The organism is Kitasatospora sp. NPDC058444 (genome assembly GCF_042721415.1).
Classification (GTDB): domain Bacteria; phylum Actinomycetota; class Actinomycetes; order Streptomycetales; family Streptomycetaceae; genus Kitasatospora.
The window spans coordinates 19,903-38,198 of record NZ_JBHXLL010000035.1; the positions used below are offsets into that span (position 1 = coordinate 19,903).

General features: G+C 70.6%; 21 protein-coding genes. 7 read left to right on the top strand and 14 right to left on the bottom strand.

Annotation, left to right across the window (positions count from 1 at the left end; translation table 11 throughout):
• Positions 1-49: 49 nt before the first annotated feature.
• The 6 genes from ACFWP2_RS28935 to ACFWP2_RS28960 all read right to left on the bottom strand — a co-directional run bounded on the left by ACFWP2_RS28935 (position 50) and on the right by ACFWP2_RS28960 (position 4,509).
• Positions 50-1,255: a helix-turn-helix domain-containing protein gene (locus ACFWP2_RS28935; RefSeq protein WP_380456745.1), complete on the bottom strand. Its 1,206-nt coding sequence runs from the start codon at positions 1,253-1,255 to the stop codon at positions 50-52.
• A 168-nt stretch (positions 1,256-1,423) separates the two neighbouring features.
• A complete protein-coding gene (locus ACFWP2_RS28940) occupies positions 1,424-1,702 on the bottom strand; it encodes a hypothetical protein (protein ID WP_380456747.1) in 279 nt (92 codons plus the stop codon).
• Positions 1,703-2,162: 460 nt separating this feature from the next.
• On the bottom strand, positions 2,163-2,597 hold the full coding sequence (locus tag ACFWP2_RS28945) for an ATP-binding protein (protein ID WP_380456749.1): 435 nt from the start codon (positions 2,595-2,597) through the stop codon (positions 2,163-2,165).
• Positions 2,598-2,858: 261 nt separating this feature from the next.
• On the bottom strand, positions 2,859-3,707 hold the full coding sequence (locus ACFWP2_RS28950; protein ID WP_380456751.1) for a helix-turn-helix domain-containing protein: 849 nt from the start codon (positions 3,705-3,707) through the stop codon (positions 2,859-2,861).
• Between the two features lie 39 nt (positions 3,708-3,746).
• A complete protein-coding gene (locus ACFWP2_RS28955; RefSeq protein WP_380456753.1) occupies positions 3,747-4,274 on the bottom strand; it encodes a DUF6879 family protein in 528 nt (175 codons plus the stop codon).
• Positions 4,228-4,509, bottom strand: coding sequence for a hypothetical protein (locus ACFWP2_RS28960; protein WP_380456755.1), 282 nt, complete (start codon positions 4,507-4,509; stop codon positions 4,228-4,230). Before ACFWP2_RS28960 ends, ACFWP2_RS28955 begins: the two co-directional genes overlap by 47 nt.
• Before the next feature lie 386 nt (positions 4,510-4,895).
• Here ACFWP2_RS28960 and ACFWP2_RS28965 point away from each other — a divergent pair, with 386 nt between their 5' ends.
• From ACFWP2_RS28965 to ACFWP2_RS28975, 3 genes are read left to right on the top strand one after another with little or no spacing between them, the layout of a single operon-like run.
• Positions 4,896-5,915 (top strand): hypothetical protein, encoded by a 1,020-nt coding sequence (locus ACFWP2_RS28965; protein WP_380456757.1) that lies wholly within the window; start codon positions 4,896-4,898, stop codon positions 5,913-5,915.
• Positions 5,912-6,679 carry a hypothetical protein gene (locus tag ACFWP2_RS28970; RefSeq protein ID WP_380456759.1) on the top strand — a complete coding sequence of 256 codons (768 nt, stop codon included), beginning with the start codon at positions 5,912-5,914 and terminating at the stop codon, positions 6,677-6,679. The genes ACFWP2_RS28965 and ACFWP2_RS28970 overlap by 4 nt, the downstream gene beginning before the upstream one ends.
• Positions 6,676-7,236: a hypothetical protein gene (locus tag ACFWP2_RS28975; RefSeq protein ID WP_380456761.1), complete on the top strand. Its 561-nt coding sequence runs from the start codon at positions 6,676-6,678 to the stop codon at positions 7,234-7,236. The genes ACFWP2_RS28970 and ACFWP2_RS28975 overlap by 4 nt, the downstream gene beginning before the upstream one ends.
• Before the next feature lie 237 nt (positions 7,237-7,473).
• On the opposite strand, the gene ACFWP2_RS28980 is transcribed toward ACFWP2_RS28975, so the two are convergent.
• The 3 genes from ACFWP2_RS28980 to ACFWP2_RS28990 are packed head-to-tail and all read right to left on the bottom strand — an operon-like array spanning position 7,474 to position 9,507.
• Positions 7,474-7,863, bottom strand: coding sequence for a hypothetical protein (locus ACFWP2_RS28980; protein WP_380456763.1), 390 nt, complete (start codon positions 7,861-7,863; stop codon positions 7,474-7,476).
• The gene (locus ACFWP2_RS28985; RefSeq protein ID WP_380456765.1) at positions 7,863-8,288 is read right to left on the bottom strand and encodes a restriction endonuclease fold toxin-2 domain-containing protein; all 426 of its coding nucleotides are present in this window, start codon (positions 8,286-8,288) and stop codon (positions 7,863-7,865) included. Before ACFWP2_RS28985 ends, ACFWP2_RS28980 begins: the two co-directional genes overlap by 1 nt.
• Positions 8,188-9,507: a hypothetical protein gene (locus tag ACFWP2_RS28990; RefSeq protein ID WP_380456767.1), complete on the bottom strand. Its 1,320-nt coding sequence runs from the start codon at positions 9,505-9,507 to the stop codon at positions 8,188-8,190. Before ACFWP2_RS28990 ends, ACFWP2_RS28985 begins: the two co-directional genes overlap by 101 nt.
• 244 nt (positions 9,508-9,751) lie before the next feature.
• Between ACFWP2_RS28990 and ACFWP2_RS28995 the strand changes: the two genes are divergently transcribed.
• From ACFWP2_RS28995 to ACFWP2_RS29010, 4 genes are all read left to right on the top strand, one after another.
• The gene (locus tag ACFWP2_RS28995; RefSeq protein ID WP_380456769.1) at positions 9,752-9,964 is read left to right on the top strand and encodes a hypothetical protein; all 213 of its coding nucleotides are present in this window, start codon (positions 9,752-9,754) and stop codon (positions 9,962-9,964) included.
• 103 nt (positions 9,965-10,067) lie between these two features.
• Positions 10,068-11,255 carry a response regulator gene (locus ACFWP2_RS29000; RefSeq protein WP_380456880.1) on the top strand — a complete coding sequence of 396 codons (1,188 nt, stop codon included), beginning with the start codon at positions 10,068-10,070 and terminating at the stop codon, positions 11,253-11,255.
• A gap of 347 nt (positions 11,256-11,602) precedes the next feature.
• Positions 11,603-12,319: an AAA family ATPase gene (locus tag ACFWP2_RS29005; RefSeq protein ID WP_380456771.1), complete on the top strand. Its 717-nt coding sequence runs from the start codon at positions 11,603-11,605 to the stop codon at positions 12,317-12,319.
• Complete coding sequence (locus ACFWP2_RS29010) at positions 12,316-13,368, top strand: ParB/RepB/Spo0J family partition protein (RefSeq protein WP_380456773.1); 1,053 nt, start codon at positions 12,316-12,318, stop codon at positions 13,366-13,368. The genes ACFWP2_RS29005 and ACFWP2_RS29010 overlap by 4 nt, the downstream gene beginning before the upstream one ends.
• A gap of 389 nt (positions 13,369-13,757) precedes the next feature.
• Here the strand turns inward: ACFWP2_RS29010 and ACFWP2_RS29015 are convergent, their stop codons facing one another.
• The 5 genes from ACFWP2_RS29015 to ACFWP2_RS29035 form a co-directional block, all read right to left on the bottom strand.
• The gene (locus ACFWP2_RS29015; RefSeq protein ID WP_380456775.1) at positions 13,758-13,916 is read right to left on the bottom strand and encodes a hypothetical protein; all 159 of its coding nucleotides are present in this window, start codon (positions 13,914-13,916) and stop codon (positions 13,758-13,760) included.
• A complete protein-coding gene (locus ACFWP2_RS29020; protein ID WP_380456777.1) occupies positions 13,916-15,178 on the bottom strand; it encodes a hypothetical protein in 1,263 nt (420 codons plus the stop codon). Before ACFWP2_RS29020 ends, ACFWP2_RS29015 begins: the two co-directional genes overlap by 1 nt.
• 381 nt (positions 15,179-15,559) lie before the next feature.
• The gene (locus tag ACFWP2_RS29025) at positions 15,560-16,231 is read right to left on the bottom strand and encodes a hypothetical protein (RefSeq protein ID WP_380456779.1); all 672 of its coding nucleotides are present in this window, start codon (positions 16,229-16,231) and stop codon (positions 15,560-15,562) included.
• Between the two features lie 190 nt (positions 16,232-16,421).
• Positions 16,422-17,279, bottom strand: a complete 858-nt coding sequence (locus ACFWP2_RS29030) for an endonuclease/exonuclease/phosphatase family protein (RefSeq protein ID WP_380456781.1) — start codon at positions 17,277-17,279, stop codon at positions 16,422-16,424.
• Between the two features lie 109 nt (positions 17,280-17,388).
• The gene (locus ACFWP2_RS29035; RefSeq protein ID WP_380456783.1) at positions 17,389-18,261 is read right to left on the bottom strand and encodes a DUF4097 family beta strand repeat-containing protein; all 873 of its coding nucleotides are present in this window, start codon (positions 18,259-18,261) and stop codon (positions 17,389-17,391) included.
• Between the last annotated feature and the right edge of the window lie 35 nt (positions 18,262-18,296).

The following is an 18,296-nucleotide window of genomic DNA, read 5'->3' on the forward strand; positions in this document are numbered from 1 at the left end:
GGGGGTGTGGTTGGGTGGGCCGCTCGAGGGGGCGGCCCACCCGGCGGGTTCAGCCGAAGGCGGCGAGTACGGAGCGGGAGCCGTGTTCGGGGGTCCAGTAGGGGTCCTGCGCGACCTGGACGTGTTCCCACAGCGGGCGAACCATGTCGGCGTCGGCGTTCAAGGCGTCGACGACCTTGTCGATGGTGGGCCAGTCCGGCAGGACGGCTCCGGCCTTCTTGTCGAGGAGGTCGGTGATGTCGCGAGGGGTGAGGGGGCCGCGGGCCAGTTCGCACAGCAGGGAGGGCGGTGGGCTGAAGGCTGCCAGGTGCAGGCCCCGCAGGGCGGACCGCAGGGTGGCCAGGGCCTCGGTGACCAGTTCGCGGTCGTTTCGGCGGATCATCGGCGGCCGGGGGCGCGCCCCTTGGGCGGTGTGCCACAGGATGCGGACGTCGTCGGGGTTCGCGCCGCATGCTTCGGCGATCGCCTGGGTCACCGCCCAGGAGGGCATCTTGTGCCCGGACAGGACCCGGCAAACGAAGGACGGGGATACCCCGGCCGCTCTCGACAGTTTCTTGATGGTGGTGCCGGAGCTGCGCTGAAGGTGGGACAGGGCGCGGGAGATCAGGGCGGTGTCGCGGCCTTCCGCTCGGCGGCCCGGTGGTGCGCCGTCTTCGGCGGGGTCGGCCTCGGTGCTGGTGTCGCCGCCTGGCTCACCCCCCTCGGCCGAGCCGGACTCCGGCGTCCGGCTCTCGACAGCGGCTGGGTGGGCGAGGGCATTGGGCAGCCCGGTGTCGGGCAGCTTGGCCTCGGCCGCCAGTCGGAAGGCGGGCGGCTGGATCTGCGCGCGGCGGCGACGGTTTTGGCGGCGGCGGCTCAGGTGCCCGCCGGTGAACAGGCGCCCCGCGTACTTCGCGCTCAGGTGGAGCGTGCCGGCGATCGTCTCCCAGGAGTTGCCCTGCTGGCGGGCCTGTTGGACGGCGTGGGCTTTGAGGTCCTTCAGGTCGTGCTCGATCAGGGTGATCTGGTCGAGGATCCGCAGGGGCTGGCGCATGCGGCTCAGGCGTTCGATCTCCGCTCCCCGCTCGGCTACGGAGCGGGAGACGGCCACCGCGTCCGCGTCGCGCGCACGCACGAGCTTGCCCAGCTTCTGGCCTCGGCGGGTGGCGTTGCTCTGGCGGCGGCACTGCTCCGTGCAGTACTGCGGGATCCGGCCGCGGGTGCTGGGGCGCTGAAACGCCGCCTTGCATCCGTGGCAGATGAGGTTGGTCTTCATGGTGACGGGTCTCCTGGCCCGGCCGCGCCCGGACGGGCGCGGTGCGCGGGCGATCGGGGTCGTAGCGGCCCTGCCGGTGATGCCCGGGGGAAACGGCTCAGGCGTGGCCCGCCGGAGCCGGGAGTCGGGCCGCCGTACCGGTCGGAACCGGTGCGGCGGCCCGGGCGTTCACAGACGGGTGGTAGCGCTCAGCCGCAGGTACGACCCGCTGAACCAGGACAGAAGAGCCGCCACGGCCAGGCCCAGGGGTGCGCCGTCGAGCGCGGACGAGAGCAGCAATGGGGCTGCGAGGGCCGTTCCGGCGCCGGTTGCCCGGACATTCACCACCAGGTCAACAGCCAGCCGGCGGCGGTGCGTTTGGAGACCCGCCGTGCGCGGGATGCTACGGTCGAACCCATCGCCCGGCAGTGCCTGTGTGCTGCCGAAACTGCTGCGGAGTGCGGACATCAGTCCTCCTCAAAAGGACGTGGCAGGGGGTAGCGGAGCCCCGGCACGCAGTTTTCGACGACCGGCTGCCGGGGCCCGCAGACCAGCGACAGTAGCGGGGACGACACGCACAGTGGTAGCCGCGCAGCTCATAAATGCGATTCACAGTCATATGCACCAACGTGAATGCGCGTCTGACCGATCGCTCCGGAAGGACCCGGTCATAAGCGGTCAGAACCAGCTGAACTTTCGCCAGAACCGGACGATACCGACGATCAGGCGGACTTCTACCGATCTGAGCCGTTTTGAGCGTTCTGCCCGTTACGGCACGCACGCGGCACCCATCGACCGCTGGTCCCCGACGGACTGACCAGCACCTACGACTGCCCTCACCAGGTCGGATCATGACGGCGGGCCCCATCGGCATTGAGGGCGGCCCGCGCGGGTCCCACGGGCGGGTGCCCAGTTGGGCAGCAGGAGGTCAGCCGGATGCGGTGGGGCCGGTGCGCAGGTCGGCGTGGACGGTCTTACCGTAGGTCTCCAGCTCGGCGCCCCAGTGGCCGCCCGTGAGATGGTGGACCAGGGCCATGCCGCGGCCGGACTCGGCAGCGGGGCCTGCGTCGATCAGGCAGGGCAGAGTGCGCGAGCCGTCGCGGACGCTGATCCGCACGCACCGGTCGGTGATGCGCTCGACGGTGACCGCCATCTCCTGTCGGCAGCCAGTCTTCGCGGCGTTGCCGACCAGCTCACTGACGATGAGCTCGGCGGCCTCGACCAGGTCCTCCAGCTCCCAGGCGGGCAGTGTGGTGCGCACCAGGCGGCGGGCCTTGCCGGCGGACTGCGGGTCGTACGGCAGCAGCGTTCGGGCGGAGTCGGTGGCCTCGGGCTGTGCTGGGGTCTCGACGGCGGCGGTCACCGTGGGCCTCGCACCCGCCGGCGCCGCCCGAGTGCGGCCGCAGTCGTGACCGGTGGGCGCGGTTCGGGGTGCGTGGCCACGGTGGCTCTCCGTTCTCTCGTCGGCGGTGACGGCTGCACGGAGTCGATAGGGGCTGGCCCGCGCGGCGGCCTCGGTTCGCCCGCCGGGGTCCGGGCGTCCGGCTCGTCACGTCAGGCGACGGATCGACGGTAGGGAATGCGCGGCCTGGCACTCAACGAGGTTGCGCCATCTTGCACGAAGTCACCCGAGAGTAGCTATCGCCGCGGTGATCAGCTGACGGGCCCCGGCCCCGTGAACGGCCATGGAGGCCAGGTCGGTGAAGGTGCGCACGTAGTAGGCGATCTCGCGTGGCTGGGTGATCCGCAGGTAGCCGGAGGTCAGCTCGACGGCCACCTCGGCCTCGTCGAACAGGTAGAAGTCCTCGACCGGCAGGTGCGGGCGGTCGGGGCCGGTGGGGATGACGCCGACACTGACGAATGGACTGGAGGAGACGGCGAGCAGGTGGCCGAGCTGGGCCGCCATCGTCTCCCGGTCGCACACCGCGGCGCGCAGCACCCATTCCTCGATGAGCAGGCCGAAGCGGTGCCGGCCGGAGAACAGCATCCGCTGGCGCTCCAGGCGGGCCTCCACGGCGTCGGCAACGTCGTCGACCTCCACGCGGACACGCTGGATCGAGCGCAGGACGGCGGCGGTGTACTCGGGGGTCTGCACCATGCCGGGCAGGACGCGGCTGGCGTAGACGCGGAAGTGGCTGGTGCGGCGATAGAGGGCGGCGACGGACTCCTGGGCGGCGCGCAACCCGGTACGCTCCATGCGGCGCCACTCGGTATACATGGAGTCGACCGCGCGGGCGGCGGCGATGAGATCGGGCGCCTGGTCGGCAGCGTCGCAGGCGGTGCACCAGGCCCGCAGGTCGTCCTCGGAGGGGGCGGACTTGCCGCTCTGGATGCGGGAGGTCTTGGCCGGGTGCCACCGGCAGCGGGCGGACAGCTCGTCGCCGGTCAGGCCCGCGTCCTTGCGCAGGCCAACCAGGCGGCCGGCGAGGGCCTTGCGCGCCTGGATGACGCTGGACGACGGGGACGACGACATGGTGCTGGCTGCCCGGCGGGGTGGCGGTGGACGGGTTGGTCAGACGACGTACTGCGCGTGCGGGACGGCCCGGGCCCAGACCGCCTCGAAGGCGCCGGTCACCATCTTCACGACGGCCGGATCCTCGGTGACCTCGTGGCCGGCCCACTCGCCGTCGCCGGTGAACCAGTGGAACAGGACCAGGCGCTCGTCGACGAGCCACAGGTCATTGCCCGGCAGGGCGAGGTGGGAGGCCTTCGACCTGGACAACCAGCGGACCTGCTCTCCGAGCGCGACGTTGTGCCGCTCAGTGATCGCGTGCTCCCACCGGATGTACGCGGTGACCGGCTCCGAGACGATCCGGGCCCGGCGCATCACCACACCCCGGGCAACCGTTTCCCGCACCAGGGCGGCCCAGGCCGTGTACTCCGCCGGCAGGTCGTACGCCTCGACACGGTCCACCGGCAGGCCGGCGCGCCAGTCGACGAAGACCGGGTCGTCCATGTAGGAGTCGCGCATCTCCAGGTGGCACGCGGAGCGCTCAGCACTCCTCAGCAGGGCGCCAAAGTCCGGCACGCTCGGCTTCATCGCACACCTTCCTCAAGAACGGGATCATCCGCACCGGAATCCGGACCACGCCCTCGTGGTCCGGTACGCCGGTGGCGTGGCCCTCCACCCACTCGGTCTCGCTGATCATGCGGTACATCTCCATGTCGGGCAGCCAGCCCTGAATGACGATCTCCGCCTTCTCGTCCTCCAACCACACGGTCGGAGAGCCGCCATTGGGCGTGTCCGGGTCGATGCCCCTGAACCGTAATGCCACGACCGCTCCTTGTGCCAAGCCAGTTGCGGATCCTTGCGCCTCCACCGTTCCGCTCGGCTGGCGCATCGTCAAGAGTGCGGCCAGAAGGTTGTTCCTCCTTCGGTCAAGTGTCCGTCACTGGGTTGGCCCTGGGCGGGCAGCGTTGACCGGCGCCTTGATCTGCTCGGCTATCTGCTGCTCGGCTGCGTTGCGGCGGCGCTCCTCTATCAGTTCGCTCGGGGGCCTTGAGCGCACCTTGACGGCGGCCTCGGTACTGAGGGATCTGATCCGCAGGCCGTCGTCCACACAGCTCATAAATGCTACTTATCACCCCATGGAGTGCATTCTGCGCTCCCCGAGCATTCTGGGCTGCGCTTCTGACAGACCGTACCCGTACCGTCACGCGCATGGACCAAGAGCCGATCGAGCCCGGCGACGCCACGAACTACAGCGCCGCCCAGGTTGAACGAGGACGCCAGCTTGTAGCCCGCGACGACAATGCCGAAGCCCAGCAAGTGCACACGCGCCTCGAACTTGGCGACCTCGTGCTAGAAGCCGTCGGCGGCAGTCCCGTCAGCCGGTTCGCCGCAGACATCGGGATCACCATCGGTATGGCGAATGAGTACCGGAGAATCGCCGTGGCCTGCGACGCCGAGCTGAGAACGCTCCTGGCCACGTCGGCGGTGATCGTTCCCTACTCGGTCCTGCGCGAGGTCGCGGTCGGATACTCGCTCGACAAGGCCGCCAAGGAAGAAGAACGGGCGTCCGCGGAGGTCGCGGAGAGCAACCGGCGGGGCCGCGTCGAGAAGCTGCGCGCACTGATGGGCGAGGACGGACGCACACGCGTGACCGCGAAGGAGATCCGCGAGGCTATCGGGGCCGTACCGATCCCCAACTCCGCGTCCGCCATGACCCCGGCAAGGTACGTGGAACAGGTCGCGACGCGGGTCGACGTCCGCGAAGCCGTCATCGCCCACCTCGCCTCGGACCCCGAGTCGGTCAGGACGGTGACCGCGGCCTACCTTGTGGACAGGCCGGCCGCGCTGAAGGCCGCGGTGAAGGCGGATCCGGAGATGGCGGCGCACGTCCGCGCCGCCGTTGACCGCCGCCCCCAGCTCGAGACTGGGGCCGTGATCCCGACGCAGAACCCAAGCCCCGAGGACACCCTGGCCGAACTGGTCTCGGCGCTCGGCGGCGGAAAGCCCAGCGAGGACGCCCAGCTCGCCCAGTGGCGCAAGCAGTTGAGCGACCGCCTATCTGGCATCCGTCTCCTACTCGACCAGTTCCCCGCCTCGGATGTAGCCGTCCGGGCGGACGGGGCCCTACACACCCGAATCAGGCTCCTGGCCTCAGACATGACCGCATGGGCCGACGAGGCCTGCGCGGAGACCCGCCCCGCCCTTCGGATCGTTGGAGGTACCTCATGACCGCACCCACGTTCGGCGCGACCCGCCACGTCCTTTCGCGGTACTCGGCGCACACCTCGCGCCAGCTCATCAAGATGCTGGAGCGGGTCGCCGCCGCAAATCCCGGCAGGCCGGCCGTGTGGAAGAGCGAGCTCACCGCCGAGCTGGAGAGGCCGCTGACGGGCCTCCAGCCTCACGAGCAGGAGGTCTTCAGGATCGCCGTCCCCGCGATCGCGAGCTACGTCGTCGGCCGCTACCTCGCGGCGCGGGAAGAGGAAGTGCCCGTCGTCTCGAAGCCGGGGGGCTGTGGTGGCCCCAGCACCGTTGTGCCGCCGCAGACCGGGCCCCGCGGCGAAGGCGCGATCCCCGTCCCCATCGTGCCCGGGCAGTCCACCGGCGGCGACGGCGTGGTCATCGTCCACCCAGGCGCCACCGGCCCGACGGACACCAACGCGCCCGTGGCCATCCAGGAAGCGCTCTTCGTCCTCTCCCAGATCGACACCCTGACGGCCGCCCTGCCGATGCAGATCGCCGCCAAGAAGACCGAAATCGATCACCTGGGCAAGCAGCGCAGCGACACCGAGGCCAAGCTCACGAAGGCGATCGACGACCTGCGGGACATGGAAGAGGCGGCAGCGCAGCTTCCCCGGCTGCGCGAGGTCGCCGTGTCGCACCCCCTCGTGGAGACCCTGGAGCAGGTCGTCGAGATCACCCAGGAGATCTCCGCCGAGGTCCCGCTCACGCAGCGCGCCCTGCGGTGGATCCGCTCGGCGATCGCCGCATGATCGAGGCGGTCGCGTACTGCCCCCACTGCGGGATGCCGCTCGACGCCGGCCCGGCCCCGGGAGGCGAGACCGAGTGGCACCGTTGGTGGAAGAACCGGGCCCCGCGCGACCGCCAGGAGGTCCCCTTCCCTCCGCGCCGTGCCGACGTGCTCGCCCACGACGGCACGGTGGTGGAGATCCACCGGAAGTCGATCTCACCCGACGAGATCGCGGGGCGCGAACGGCACTATCCGCAGATGGTGTGGATCGTCGACGCCCGGGGACCACATCAGGAAGGACGGCTCGTCCTCGGCCTCCAGTCGCTGATCGTCGGGTTCCGCTGGCGCTCCCCCCGCACTACGTTCGCCACGAGCCGCCGCGCCGTGTACTTCGACCTGGGGGACTCTCCCCAGCCCAACCAGCACGTGCTCCTCGCCGCAACCGGGGCGGACGCCGCCCGCGGCCGGGGTACAGGCACTCTGGTCACCGCCACCGCAATGCACGCGTGGATCGCCCACGGCGTCCCGCTGACGGCCTGGAATCCACCCACCGACATCCCCCACATCCGCCTCGTCTGACCGCAAGAGCGTGTCGGCTCCTGCCGGGCCCAGCAGGTTCCTGAGCGAATTCCGCATGAGCCGCTCTCCCAGGTCGACCGGCGGCAAGGAGAGCACCGTCACCAAGGCCGAGCTCCACCAGGACGCCATCGGCCTCGGTATCCCCCGCCGCCCCACCATGACCCGCGACCAGCTCCAGCACGCCCGGACGACGCCATCGGCAGGCGGCGTCGTAGCCCTGTCGGCGTGCCGGTGGGGCTACCCGACGTCGAAGAGCGACTGCAGGATTTCGCGGATCTGCGCTGCGTCGGCCCCCGCTGGGAGGGTGCGCACGCTGTCCGGGTTCGACTCGGTCATGGCGATCGCCCGGGCATCGGCCGGCAGGAGGCCGAGGAACCAGGCCGCGGTGTCGGCCCACAGGTCGGCGTCGCCGTCGTCCAGGATCAGGTGGCCGCGCTCGAAGTAGCTGCCGTGCCGGCTCGTCCCGTCGAGGTCGACCTGGAATGTCAGGTAGTCCTTCCCGCTGGCGGGCGCGTGTTCCTGCCAGGCCTTCAGGTCGGGGAAGCGGGCACGGAGGTGGTCCTCGGCGTCCTGCGGCGAAAGCGCCCAGGTGGTGCCTGGGGCCGCCGCGAGATGAATGGTGTCCATCAGCCCTCCTCGGGCTCCGGCGCGGGCATGGTGACGACGCGGACGTTGCTCTTCACATGGTGCTTGGCGAGCAGGTACTGCCAGTAGCCCACGGTCGCCGGGTCGGGTGTGTCGACCTCAAGGTACTGGGCGTGGTTCGCCGGATTGTCGATGGCGCCCTTGTAGCGGGCGAGTTCGTCCTCGTCCTTGTCCAGCACGAGCCCGGTCTTGAAGTCGTTCTCCTGGAGGCCCTTCAGCGACCGCGGACTGCAGCCGGCCTTCCTCACGTTCTTCGCGTCGATGAGCGCACCGTCAGCCGGCCGGAACCCGTCCGCCCAGACCTCCTTACCGTCCGCGCCCTGCACGCGCCGCTCGGGCCTGCCCGCCGTGTACACCTGGTAGGCACGGTCCTCCGCCGTCCCATAGTTCGGCGCGCGCTCCGGCATCCCCTCGATCCACGTCTTGGCCGCCATCTGCTGCGCCCCGTCGTAGAGCGGGTAGGCCGGCGGCTTGGGCGGGGGGATCGGCCCGACGAGCGGGTTGGCGAGCGGACTCTGACCGCCGGCGGTTCCCGCCTCGTCGCCCCCCGGGTTGCTGGCCCGCCGGGTCGGGCAGCGTGGCCGCGCCCGCCGAGTCGATGCCCGTCACGGCCGGCACCGCGGCGGCTGCGGCGGCTGTTCCGGCGAGCACCACCAGGCGCGACGCCAGGGAGGAGACGACCGCCTCGGCCTCCGCGACCGCGGCGGCCGCGGCCAGCTCCGCCTCCGCCGCGGCAAGCGCCTCGGCGGCCAGCGCGGCATCCGCCGCCAGGGCCGCATCGGTGGCCACCGCGGCCGCATCCGAAGCCCCGAACGTGAAGAAGGTGAGGACCACCCCGGCCGTGGTGACGACACCGGCCGCAACCCCGAGCCCGATCAGCGTGTCCTGGCAGGTCTCAATCGCCTGCGCGTACTGCTCGCAGATCGCCTGCAGTTCCCGGCAGGCCGACGAGATGTTCACCATCAGCGGCTGCGACGCCGCCACCACGGTCCCGCCGGGCGGGCACGGGTCGTACACCGTCGCCGCATACGACTTGAAGCCCTCGAACGCCGCACCGGTGCACTTCTCCATCACCCCGGCGGCATGCCGGCCAGCGTTGCGCTGCGCCGTGTCGATGACCGAGGCGCACTGCGCCCACACCTGGGCCGCGCTGCGCAGGCGCTTCGGGTCGCCCTGGGGCCAGAACTTGCCGATCACCGGGATCTCGTGGACCTCCTTCGAGCCGGTGACCATCGGCAGGCTGTTGTGCGCCTCGTTCTCGGCGCACTGCTGGGCGCCCTTGGCCAGCGGCGCCGACGTGTTGATCTTCCCGGTGAACGCGGCGGCCACCGAGTCCTGGACGGCCAGGTAGCCGGCCGCCATCGTCAGCAGGCGGCTGGAGATCGTCGCCATGCCCTGCCCGGCGGTCCCGATCGCCTTCACCACGCTCTTGGCCGCCGGCTCGTACTTCTTCGCGAAGCTGTGGGCGATCGTGTCGTCGCCGGCCATCCCCGCCGAGGACGCCAGGTCGCCCGCCACCCCCGAGGCGATGTTGTAGACGAAGTCCTTCGACCCGAGGAACTGAACCGACGCCCGGAACACCACGTCCGGATCGACCTCAAACCCTCCCGACGCCGTGTCACCCAACGTTCGCTCCCTCCCCCGCCCACCTTCGGGTACCCGCAACTCCCAACGAGCGAACACGCCCTTCGGAGCAACACGTCGACCAGGAGCAGGTAGCAGGGGTCGGTGTTTCCATTTGGTGTTTCCGCCCCGGAAACGGAGGCGCAACACCTTCTGCCCCGTCCATTGTGTGACACACCGTCAGACCGGTCCGGCTGGCGGCCAGGTCGTGGACGGCGAACACCGCCACGGATCGAGGAGGTTCAAAGTGCAGCGTGCACTGCTGTCGACCAGGGCGACCCTGGTCCTGCTGATCGGCATGCTCACGGGTATCGGCGCGGGACTCCTGGCGGCCGCAGGCGGCGTGCACCTGGCCCAGTGCGTCCTGTACGGCGCCGGCGCCTTCAGTGTCGGCGTACCACTCGTCAACCAACTCGTCGCCAGCTCCGAAGAGCCGGTGGAGGACGAGCACGTCTCCTGATACCGACGCGGGCCCGGGGGCCGGAGCACCCGGGCCCGCACCGACGCAATACTGCAAGGATGGCGATGCCGTGGCGGCCAACAAGACCCCAGGGGGTGGACAGGTGGGGAACCTGCAACCGCTGAACCCTGACCTGAACAACGAGTGCCGCGCCTTCGCCGAGGCCCTGCGCAGCCTGTTCGCGGGCCTGCGGCCCACCGTCTCGATGCGCCGCTACAGCGCTCGCCGGCACCTGAGCCCCGGCGCTCTGTCCCGCTACCTGTCCGGGCAGCGGATCCCACCCTGGCAGTTCGTCCAGGACCTGCTCACCGATGTCGGCGCCGACCGAGGCAGCGTCGCGACCCTCGACACGATCGAGCTCCTGCGCTCCCTGCACTCGGCCGCGCAGAAGACCAGCGCCTCGGTCGGCCACGCCCTCCAGCAGCTGCAGTTCCAGCTGGCCGAGGCCGACCGCCTCTCCCGGCGATCCGCCGCCCACAGCGACGTCCTGGGCGAAGCCTTGCTCGACAAGAACCACCGCATCGCCGACCTCGAACTGCGCCTCAACCAGCTCGAGAGCGACTGGGCGCACGAGCGCGCCCGCGCGGACGAGATCGCCCTGTACACCGGAGACCGCGAGGACCTGCTGCGCGAGAAGCGCGCCCTGGAGGAAGAAGTCGCACGGCTGACGGCCGAACTCGGAGAAGCACGTCGACGCCAGTTCACCGCCGAGACACGCTGCGAGCTGCTGGAACGCCAACTCCTCGTGGCCGAGCAGCAGGCCGGCGAGGACATGCTGCGCATCGAACCCCCGGCCCCCGCCACAGGTCCCGCCTGCAGGCCACGAGTCCTCGTGGTCGACGACCAGCCGGCGAACCTCGTCGCCTTCGAAGCCGTCCTCGCGGCCGCCGACTGGGACGTGCTGGCCGTCGCGTCCGGTCCGGACGCCCTGAAAGCACTGCTCCAACACGACGACATCGCGGTGATCGTCCTGGACGTGCAGATGCCCGGGATGGACGGCTACGCGACCGCCGCCCAGATCAAGAGCCGCGCCCACACCCGCGACATCCCGATCATCTTCGTCACCGCGATCGGCGACGACCCGGAGAACTCGCTGCGCGGCTACGACGCCGGGGCGGTCGACTTCATCGTCAAGCCGTTCGAGCCCTGGGTCCTGCGCGCCAAGGTCACCGTCCTGACCGGCATGTACCTGAACTACCGGGGCACACCCCGCTCGATGCCCGCAAGCCAGCTCGCCAGCACCACCGACTGGCTCCTGCCCGCCACCCGCCAACCACACCAACCGTCCTGACCACCCGCCCCCCAGAACCAGGCAACGCCCAGCACCTGGCCAGCCCGCCCACCCGGCCGATCCACTTGATCGTGCTGACCTGGCGGGCCCGGGCGACGCTGTGCAGTAGCCCGCCACGCCCGGACGCGCCGAGCGCTCTGTCGCGGTCGTTGTACTGAAGGACGGTGTGATGTCCTGCGATCCGCTCGATCTCCCACATGAATCGTGGCATCGGCGTCCTGTCACAGGGCTGCTGCTCTGGGGTCCGCCACGCCGGAACTGGCTACCCATGTGCGCCCTGAGCTGGATGTTCTGACATCCTGTGTTGGTCCGAAGTACCAGCACACTGGGAATCACACGGAGCTTCCATGGCACACGTGCATGTTCTTCTGAATCAGAAGGGCGGCGTCGGCAAGTCGACGCTGACTGTCAACCTCGCCGCCGTCACCGCCGAGGTCATCGGCCGCAAGGCCGGCGAACAACCCCCCGTCCTCGCCGTCTCCGTCGACCCGCAGGGCTCGACCGCATGGTGGTCCAACCGCGTCGGCGACGAACTTCCCTTCCTCTTCACCCAGGCCCACAACGACCTCGGGTCGCTGCGCAAGCTGCGGGCCGTCAAGAGTGTCCGGCACATCTTCGTCGACACCCCGGGTTGGCTCGACCTGTCCGACGACGACACCACCGCCGACCCGCTCGGCGACGGCAAGGCCGCGGACATCCTCCGTGCTGTGCTGGACAACGCCGACAGCGTGATCCTGCCGATCGAGCCGGAGCCTCTCGGGTTCAAGCCGACCGTCCGCACGGTCCGCCAGATCGTCGAACCGCGCGGCCTGCCGTACACCGTCGTCATCAACAACTGGGACCCGCGCGACGGCGACGTCGACCTCCGCCAGACCCAGGAGTTCGTGGAGAAGAACGGCTTCCCCCTGGCGAAGACCGTAGTGCGCCACTACAAGGTGCACTCCCGCGCCGCCGCGGAAGGTCTGGTCGTCACCCAGTACAAGCCGAACCGGGCTTCCTTCGAGGCCCGCGAGGACTTCTTCAAGCTGGCCCTGGAGCTCAACCTGAACGGAAACGCCCGATGAGCCGCCGCGTCAACCTCGCCGACATGCTCGACGGCGAGCCCCTCGACGAGCCCACCCACGCCGCACCCCGGCCCCCGGTCCTGAACGTCGCGCAGATCGCGCACAACCCGGACAATCCCCGAGGCGAGATCGACGAGACCGACCAGGAGTTCCTGGACCTGGCCACCAGTGTCGAGAACGTCGGCGTGATCACCCCCCTGACGGTCTGTACCGCTACGGCGTTCCTGAGGCACAACCCTCAGCACGCCGACCGGATCGCCGGCTACCAGTACGTCGTCGTCGCGGGACACCGCCGACTTGAGGCGGCCCGCCGGGCCGGGCTCGCCGAGGTGCCGGCGTTCGTCAACGAGAACGCGGCAGAGGACCCGCTCGTCTGGGCGGTGGCGGAAAACCTGCTTCGGGTGGGGCTCACTCCGATCCAGGAGGCCCACACCCTGCGGGTCCTCACGGACAAGCCTCCGGCGGGGCGGGGGATGTCCCAGAGCAAGGTCGCCAAGGGCATCGGCAAGACCCAGGCGTTCGTGTCTTTCCGCATCGCGCTCCTTGGCCTGGTTCCGGAGCTCCAGGCCAAGGTGGCCTCCGGTGAGCTCGGGGTGAAGGCCGCCCGGGCGTACACAAGTCTTCCGGCCGAGGAACAGCTGGGCGCCTATGAGGCGGCGCTCGTCAAGCCCACGGCCGCCCCGGTGCCTGCGGCTAAGGAGGCTGCTGCCCCGGCCAGCGCGGGAAAGAACGTTCCGGCTAATCCCCCGCCGGCGGCTGATCCCGCTCAGCGCCCCGCCGATGCGGCCCCGGTGCCGCCTGCGCCGCGCCCCGAGAGCCCGGCCAGCGGACCTGTGGGTTCCCGCACACCCGCGCACCAGGAGACTGCGGTGGCCGTCGCCGACGCGGCCGACGTGCCGGAACCGCGGGCGCCGCACGCGGAGCCCGCGTCGGTGCCGGACGTCGACTGGCACGACATCGACGCCTTCGCGAGGGCCGTGCGGTCCGTCCTCGACAAGACCGAGGTGTACGAGCTGGCCGAGGCACTGATCGACAGCCTCCGGGACTGACACCCATAACCGGGTTATAGCTTCCCTGGTGACAACACCCAGGGTTCGGGCCTCCTCGCTATAACCGGGTTATGAGTCCAGCCCAAACACCGATGGGCCCGCATCCTCAGCTCAACGCTGAGGATGCGGGCCCATCGGTGTTCCGGCCGTCTGAGGCGCCGCCGACCACCCGCCCGAACGATGGTGCAGCCCGCGGCCGAATCACTCGGATGGTGAACACTGTGGCCATCCGGGAGCAGGTCAAGCACCCGGGCGAACGCCAGGCTGGCGCTGCAACAGTCGCCACGCTGGCCACCGAGCTGGGTACAGCTCCAAGCCTACGGAGGCAGAAGTCGCTGCCCACTCGCGGCCGACGACCGTACGCAATCTGGCTCCGGTGGGGCAACGTTCTACCGGTGGTCCCATTCCTCGCGCGGCAGCCAATCCCAGAGGTTCACCCAGTCGTACAGCAGGAAGAGCGGTCGGGTCAGATTGACGTCGCCGGCCCGCTGGGAGCGGATCGCAAGACCAAGGTCGAGGAAGACCGGATCGGCTGCCGGGCTGTACATCAGACGGCCGTACGCCGTGCGATGGACGAGCCAGTCCTCCACCCGCGACGGAGCGCAGCCGGTGAGTGGGGTGCCGTCCAGCCTGACTGGGGACCGGTGAGTGCGTCCACGGCCAGGCATGCGAGGTGGCCGTTCTGGAAGAGGGCTCTGATGCCGGTGGTGGTGAAGTCGGCGAAGTTGATCTTCTGGGTTCCGTCGTCCTGGGTGTACCAGGACGACCTGGTCGGTGTCTCGTCGAGGGCGGTGGTGAGCTCGTCGAGGGTCATCCCGAAGTGCAGTGGGCCGACTCCGATGTACGGCGTGAACGTCCACTCGGCGCGTTCCTCGTCTCGGGCGATCCGCCATGGGCCTCGGTAGCCGGGCTCGTGTCCCTGGGCGGTAGTGGGCTGCTCGGGTACTGGCTCGTCCGGGGTCGTGGTGACGGGTGCTGCCCAGTCTGGGTGCCAGCGGCTCGGCGGCTCCGCGGCGGCGGTGTCCTTCGACTGGGCGGCCAGCCAGTGAATCGCCTGTATCTGGCCTTCGTCGAACGGGTTCTCGGCCACGGCAGACGCCTCGCTTCTGGCGTTCCGGTCGTCTTCCTCCGTGGTGAGGGGAACTGCCACGTCTTCGCCCCAGGCCGTCAGCCGGTCCCTGGCGATCCAGCGGTAGTACGAGTTCGCGCTCTCGGCCAGGACGCTCCAAACGGCGGGCGCGTGGTGGGGTACGGATGGGGCGAGGACCGGGTCCGCCAACAGCAAGGCGACGGCCGCGACGGCCGCCTCCTTCACCTGCGGATCGTCGTCCTGGCAGAACCCGACGATGCGGGCGTGGAGCGTCGGGCGTACCGCTCGGGCCGCGGCGAGGTCCTGCGCTGCGCCGACGCCTTCTTCGGCAGGTCGACGGGCGACGTCGGCGAACGAGGCCAGCCAGTTCAGCAGCTCCGCGCGCAGGGGCCTCCTGCCTGGGCGTCGGTCCCATTTGTCCTCAGTGAGGGTGCGGGAGTCCTCGAGGAGGGCGGCGACGATCAGGGCCGCCGGAGCGGTCGCGGGGCAGACGCTGTCCTGGTTGAGGAGCAGTCGGTACAGGTCCTCGACAGCTCGTATCCTGCGGAGTCGGTCGGTGTCGAGGATCCTGAGGAGGATGTCGGGGGTGTCGGGCACGTTGTGCTGGCCGGTGCGGAAATGGGGCAGCTCTTTCCAGGCGGTACCGGTGAGCTCGGCCAGCGCGATGGGTGGCAGGTCGGCGGGGGTGTGGGGGCGGCTGGGGGGTGTCTGGTCAGTCACGGCTGGCAGTGTTCCAGCCGGCTCCGACATTCGTTCCGCCGTTGCCCGGCAGGGAGTTCGGGGCTCCACCCATAACCCGGTTATAGCCGTGCCACTGGTGCCGCCCTGGGATGACCGGGGCTCCGGCAGTCCTTGCCCATAACCGGGTTATGGCCGCTCAGCCCTGAAAGTACGAAAGGGCCTGGCTCCTCAGCGCTGAGCAGAGGAGACAGGCCCTTCACGGTGCAGGGGGTCAGCGGAGGACGTCAGCTGCGAGTCGATCGATACCGATCGCGTGGCTGACGGTGGCGACGGAGTCGGCGGTGTCGAGGGCGGCGCGGATCGCAGGGGTGCGCAGGGTCTTGGTCATCGGGGTTTTCTCCTCGGTGGGCCGGCGGGTGGTCAGGGCGTGGGTCGGTGGGCGGTGGTGAGGAAGTCGGTGGGGGAGGTTCCGGTGGTGCGGGTGGCCAGCGCGGCCGCGAGCCGGTCGTTCGGCTGCAGGGTGGTGCCGAGGTGGGTGCGGGCCGCGGTCATGGCGTCGTCGGCGGTGGTGTGGAAGCCGTGGTCGGCGACGGCGAGGTCGACGGCGGCCAGGGCGATGAGGTCGTCGGGGTCGGGCCCGGCCGGACTGGCGGCGGTCAGCTGGTCGAAGGCGGCCTTCCACCCCTGGTCGGCTCGCTTGCGGGTGGTGGTGGCGCCGAGCGTGGTGGTCCCGGCCCGGCCGAGGCCTGCGATCCAGTACCGGACGGGAACCTCGAGGGTCTCGGCGAAGAGGATCTCGCGTCGGGTGGATTCGCCGAGGTAGAGGTTCGTGTCGGTGACGACCAGGACCTCGTCGGCACAGTTGATCTTCGCCAGGTGCAGGGCGTCGAGGCGGGACTTGAGAGCGGCGGCGGCCGCCGGGTCGGCCCAGAGCGGGTGGTGGTCGCGCATGTTGATGGCCGGGGCGAGCACCATCCGGCCGGCGGCGGTCTCGTGGAACGCGGCTTCGGCCATGGCCTCCCCGAAGCGGGTACTTCCGCAGATCGTGACGGTCGGCGGCAGCAGGTCCGGGAGGTCGGGTATGTACGGCAACGGGCTCTCCGGTGGAGAAGGGGTCGGTCGGTTCAGGCGGTCGGTGGCCGGGCGGCCGCGCCGCCCACCATGGCACCCCTCCACCGGGCCTGGCTGGCTCGGAGGGCGGGGTGCCGTGGCGGGCAGCGTCAGTGCCTGGAGGGGCGACGGCCGAGGTCGGCGGGCCGGACCCGAAGCGGGTGGCAGGCAGTCACTGGTAGGTCCACGGGCGGGTGGTGTCGATGCGGTCGGTGTCGAGGGTGACGGCCAGGCCGTGGTGGTCGCTGGCGCCGCGCGGGTCGTCGAGCAGGGTGTAGGAGTCGATGGCGGGGGCGAGCGGGGTGGAGACCCAGAGCTGGTCGATCCGGTCGTCGTTGCCGGTGCGGCGTAGCAGGTCGGTGTTGCCGGTCTGTTGGTGGAGGTGCCAGGCGGCGTCGGTCAGGCCGTTGGCGGCGAGTTTCCAGGCGACGCGTCGGTCGGGGGTGGGTTGCTCGTCGAGGGCCGGGTTGGTGAGCAAGGTACGGGAGCCGCGGTTGTAGGGGCGCATGTGGTGCCAGGCGGGGGCGGGTCCGGCCAGGGGCGGGTAGTTGATGTCGCCGCCGAGGATGCAGTAGGGGCCGAGGCGGTAGGTGCGGCTCGCGGCGAAGTCGGCTTCGGCGATGGCCTTGTCGGCGCTGTACGGGGTGAGGTGCACGCTGGCGACGGCGAGCGGTGCGGGCAGGCCGGGGAGGACGAAGCCGGCGACGCCGAAGCCGTGGTGCATCTCGGTGTCGGTGTAGTCGGTGTTCCAGGCGATGCGTCGGCCGAGCGTTTCGCGCCGGTAGAGCAGGGCGGTTCCGCGGCCGGAGCGGGAGGGGGCGAGGAGTCCGTCCATGCCGAGGTCGTGCTCGGCGCGGACGAGCTGGCGGTGGCCGGCGTCGGCCCATCCCTCGGCTTCCTGGAGCAGTACCAGGTCGGGCTCGACGCTGCTGATCCGCTGGGCGAGCTGCGGCCAGCGGTCTTCGCGGCCGCCCTCGCTGTCGAACAGGCCGCCGCGTTGCAGGTTCTGGACGACGATGGTCAGCTTCATGGTCCTCTTCTTCGGGTACGGCGGATCGGATCCGGGTGTCGGTCGCGGTGGTGCCGCCGCCCCGCGGGTGGGTGCGGGGCGGCGGGAAGAGTGGGCGCTTGGTACGGCGTCAGCGCCGGATGGAGACCTGGCCGGTCATGGACGTGGCGTGGGCGTCCGGTCCGCCGGCTGGGGCGTCGGGGGAGGCGGTGACGGTGACGTCGCCGGACATGGAGCCGGCGGTCACCGCGGCGGGGTTCGCCGCGCGCGCCCGGATGTCGCCCGACATGGTCTGCAGGTCGGCGCCCGCGCCCAGCCAGTTCGCGCGGATGTCGCCGGACATCGTGTGCACCTCGGCGTTGACGGCGCGCTCCAGGACGACGTCGCCGGACATCGTGCGGGCGCTGACGGTGCTGGCCGTTCCGACGGACACGCCGCCGGACTGAGTGGTCGCGGTCACCTGGTCGACGAAGGTGTTCGTCGTGGTGACCCGCAGGTCCCCGGACTGGGTGGTCACGGCGACGGCGGTCAGACGGCCGGTGGTGGTCAGGTCGGCGGACTGGGTGGTCACGGCGACGGAGCTGCCCTCCGGGACCCGGGCGGTGACGACGACGGGAGCGGGGCCTTGGACCAGGGCGGCACCGTGGCCGCCCACGATGGTCAGGTCGCCGTCGATGACCATGCCGGTCACCGAGCCGTACACGGTGCCGATGCCCTGCATCGTGATGGTGTGTCCGGGGCGGGTGATGATGGTGGTGGTGCCGCCGCCGGTGCCCTGGCCCTGGACGCGGGCGACGAGAGCACCGCGCGGGTCCCAGTGCAGGTCGGCGCCGGTGACGGCGTCGGCGGCCTCGCCGGTGTCGTCGGTGGTGCTGATGGTGATCTCGGCGGTGGCGAGGCCGGGGACGGCCTGGACGTCGACCCTGCCGCCGGTGCCGAGCAGGGACAGGTCGACGGTGGTCGCGCCGGTGGTGGCGGCGGTGATGGTGCGGGTGGTGGCCATGAAGTGTTCTCCCTGTTACGAGGTCGGGGTCCGGC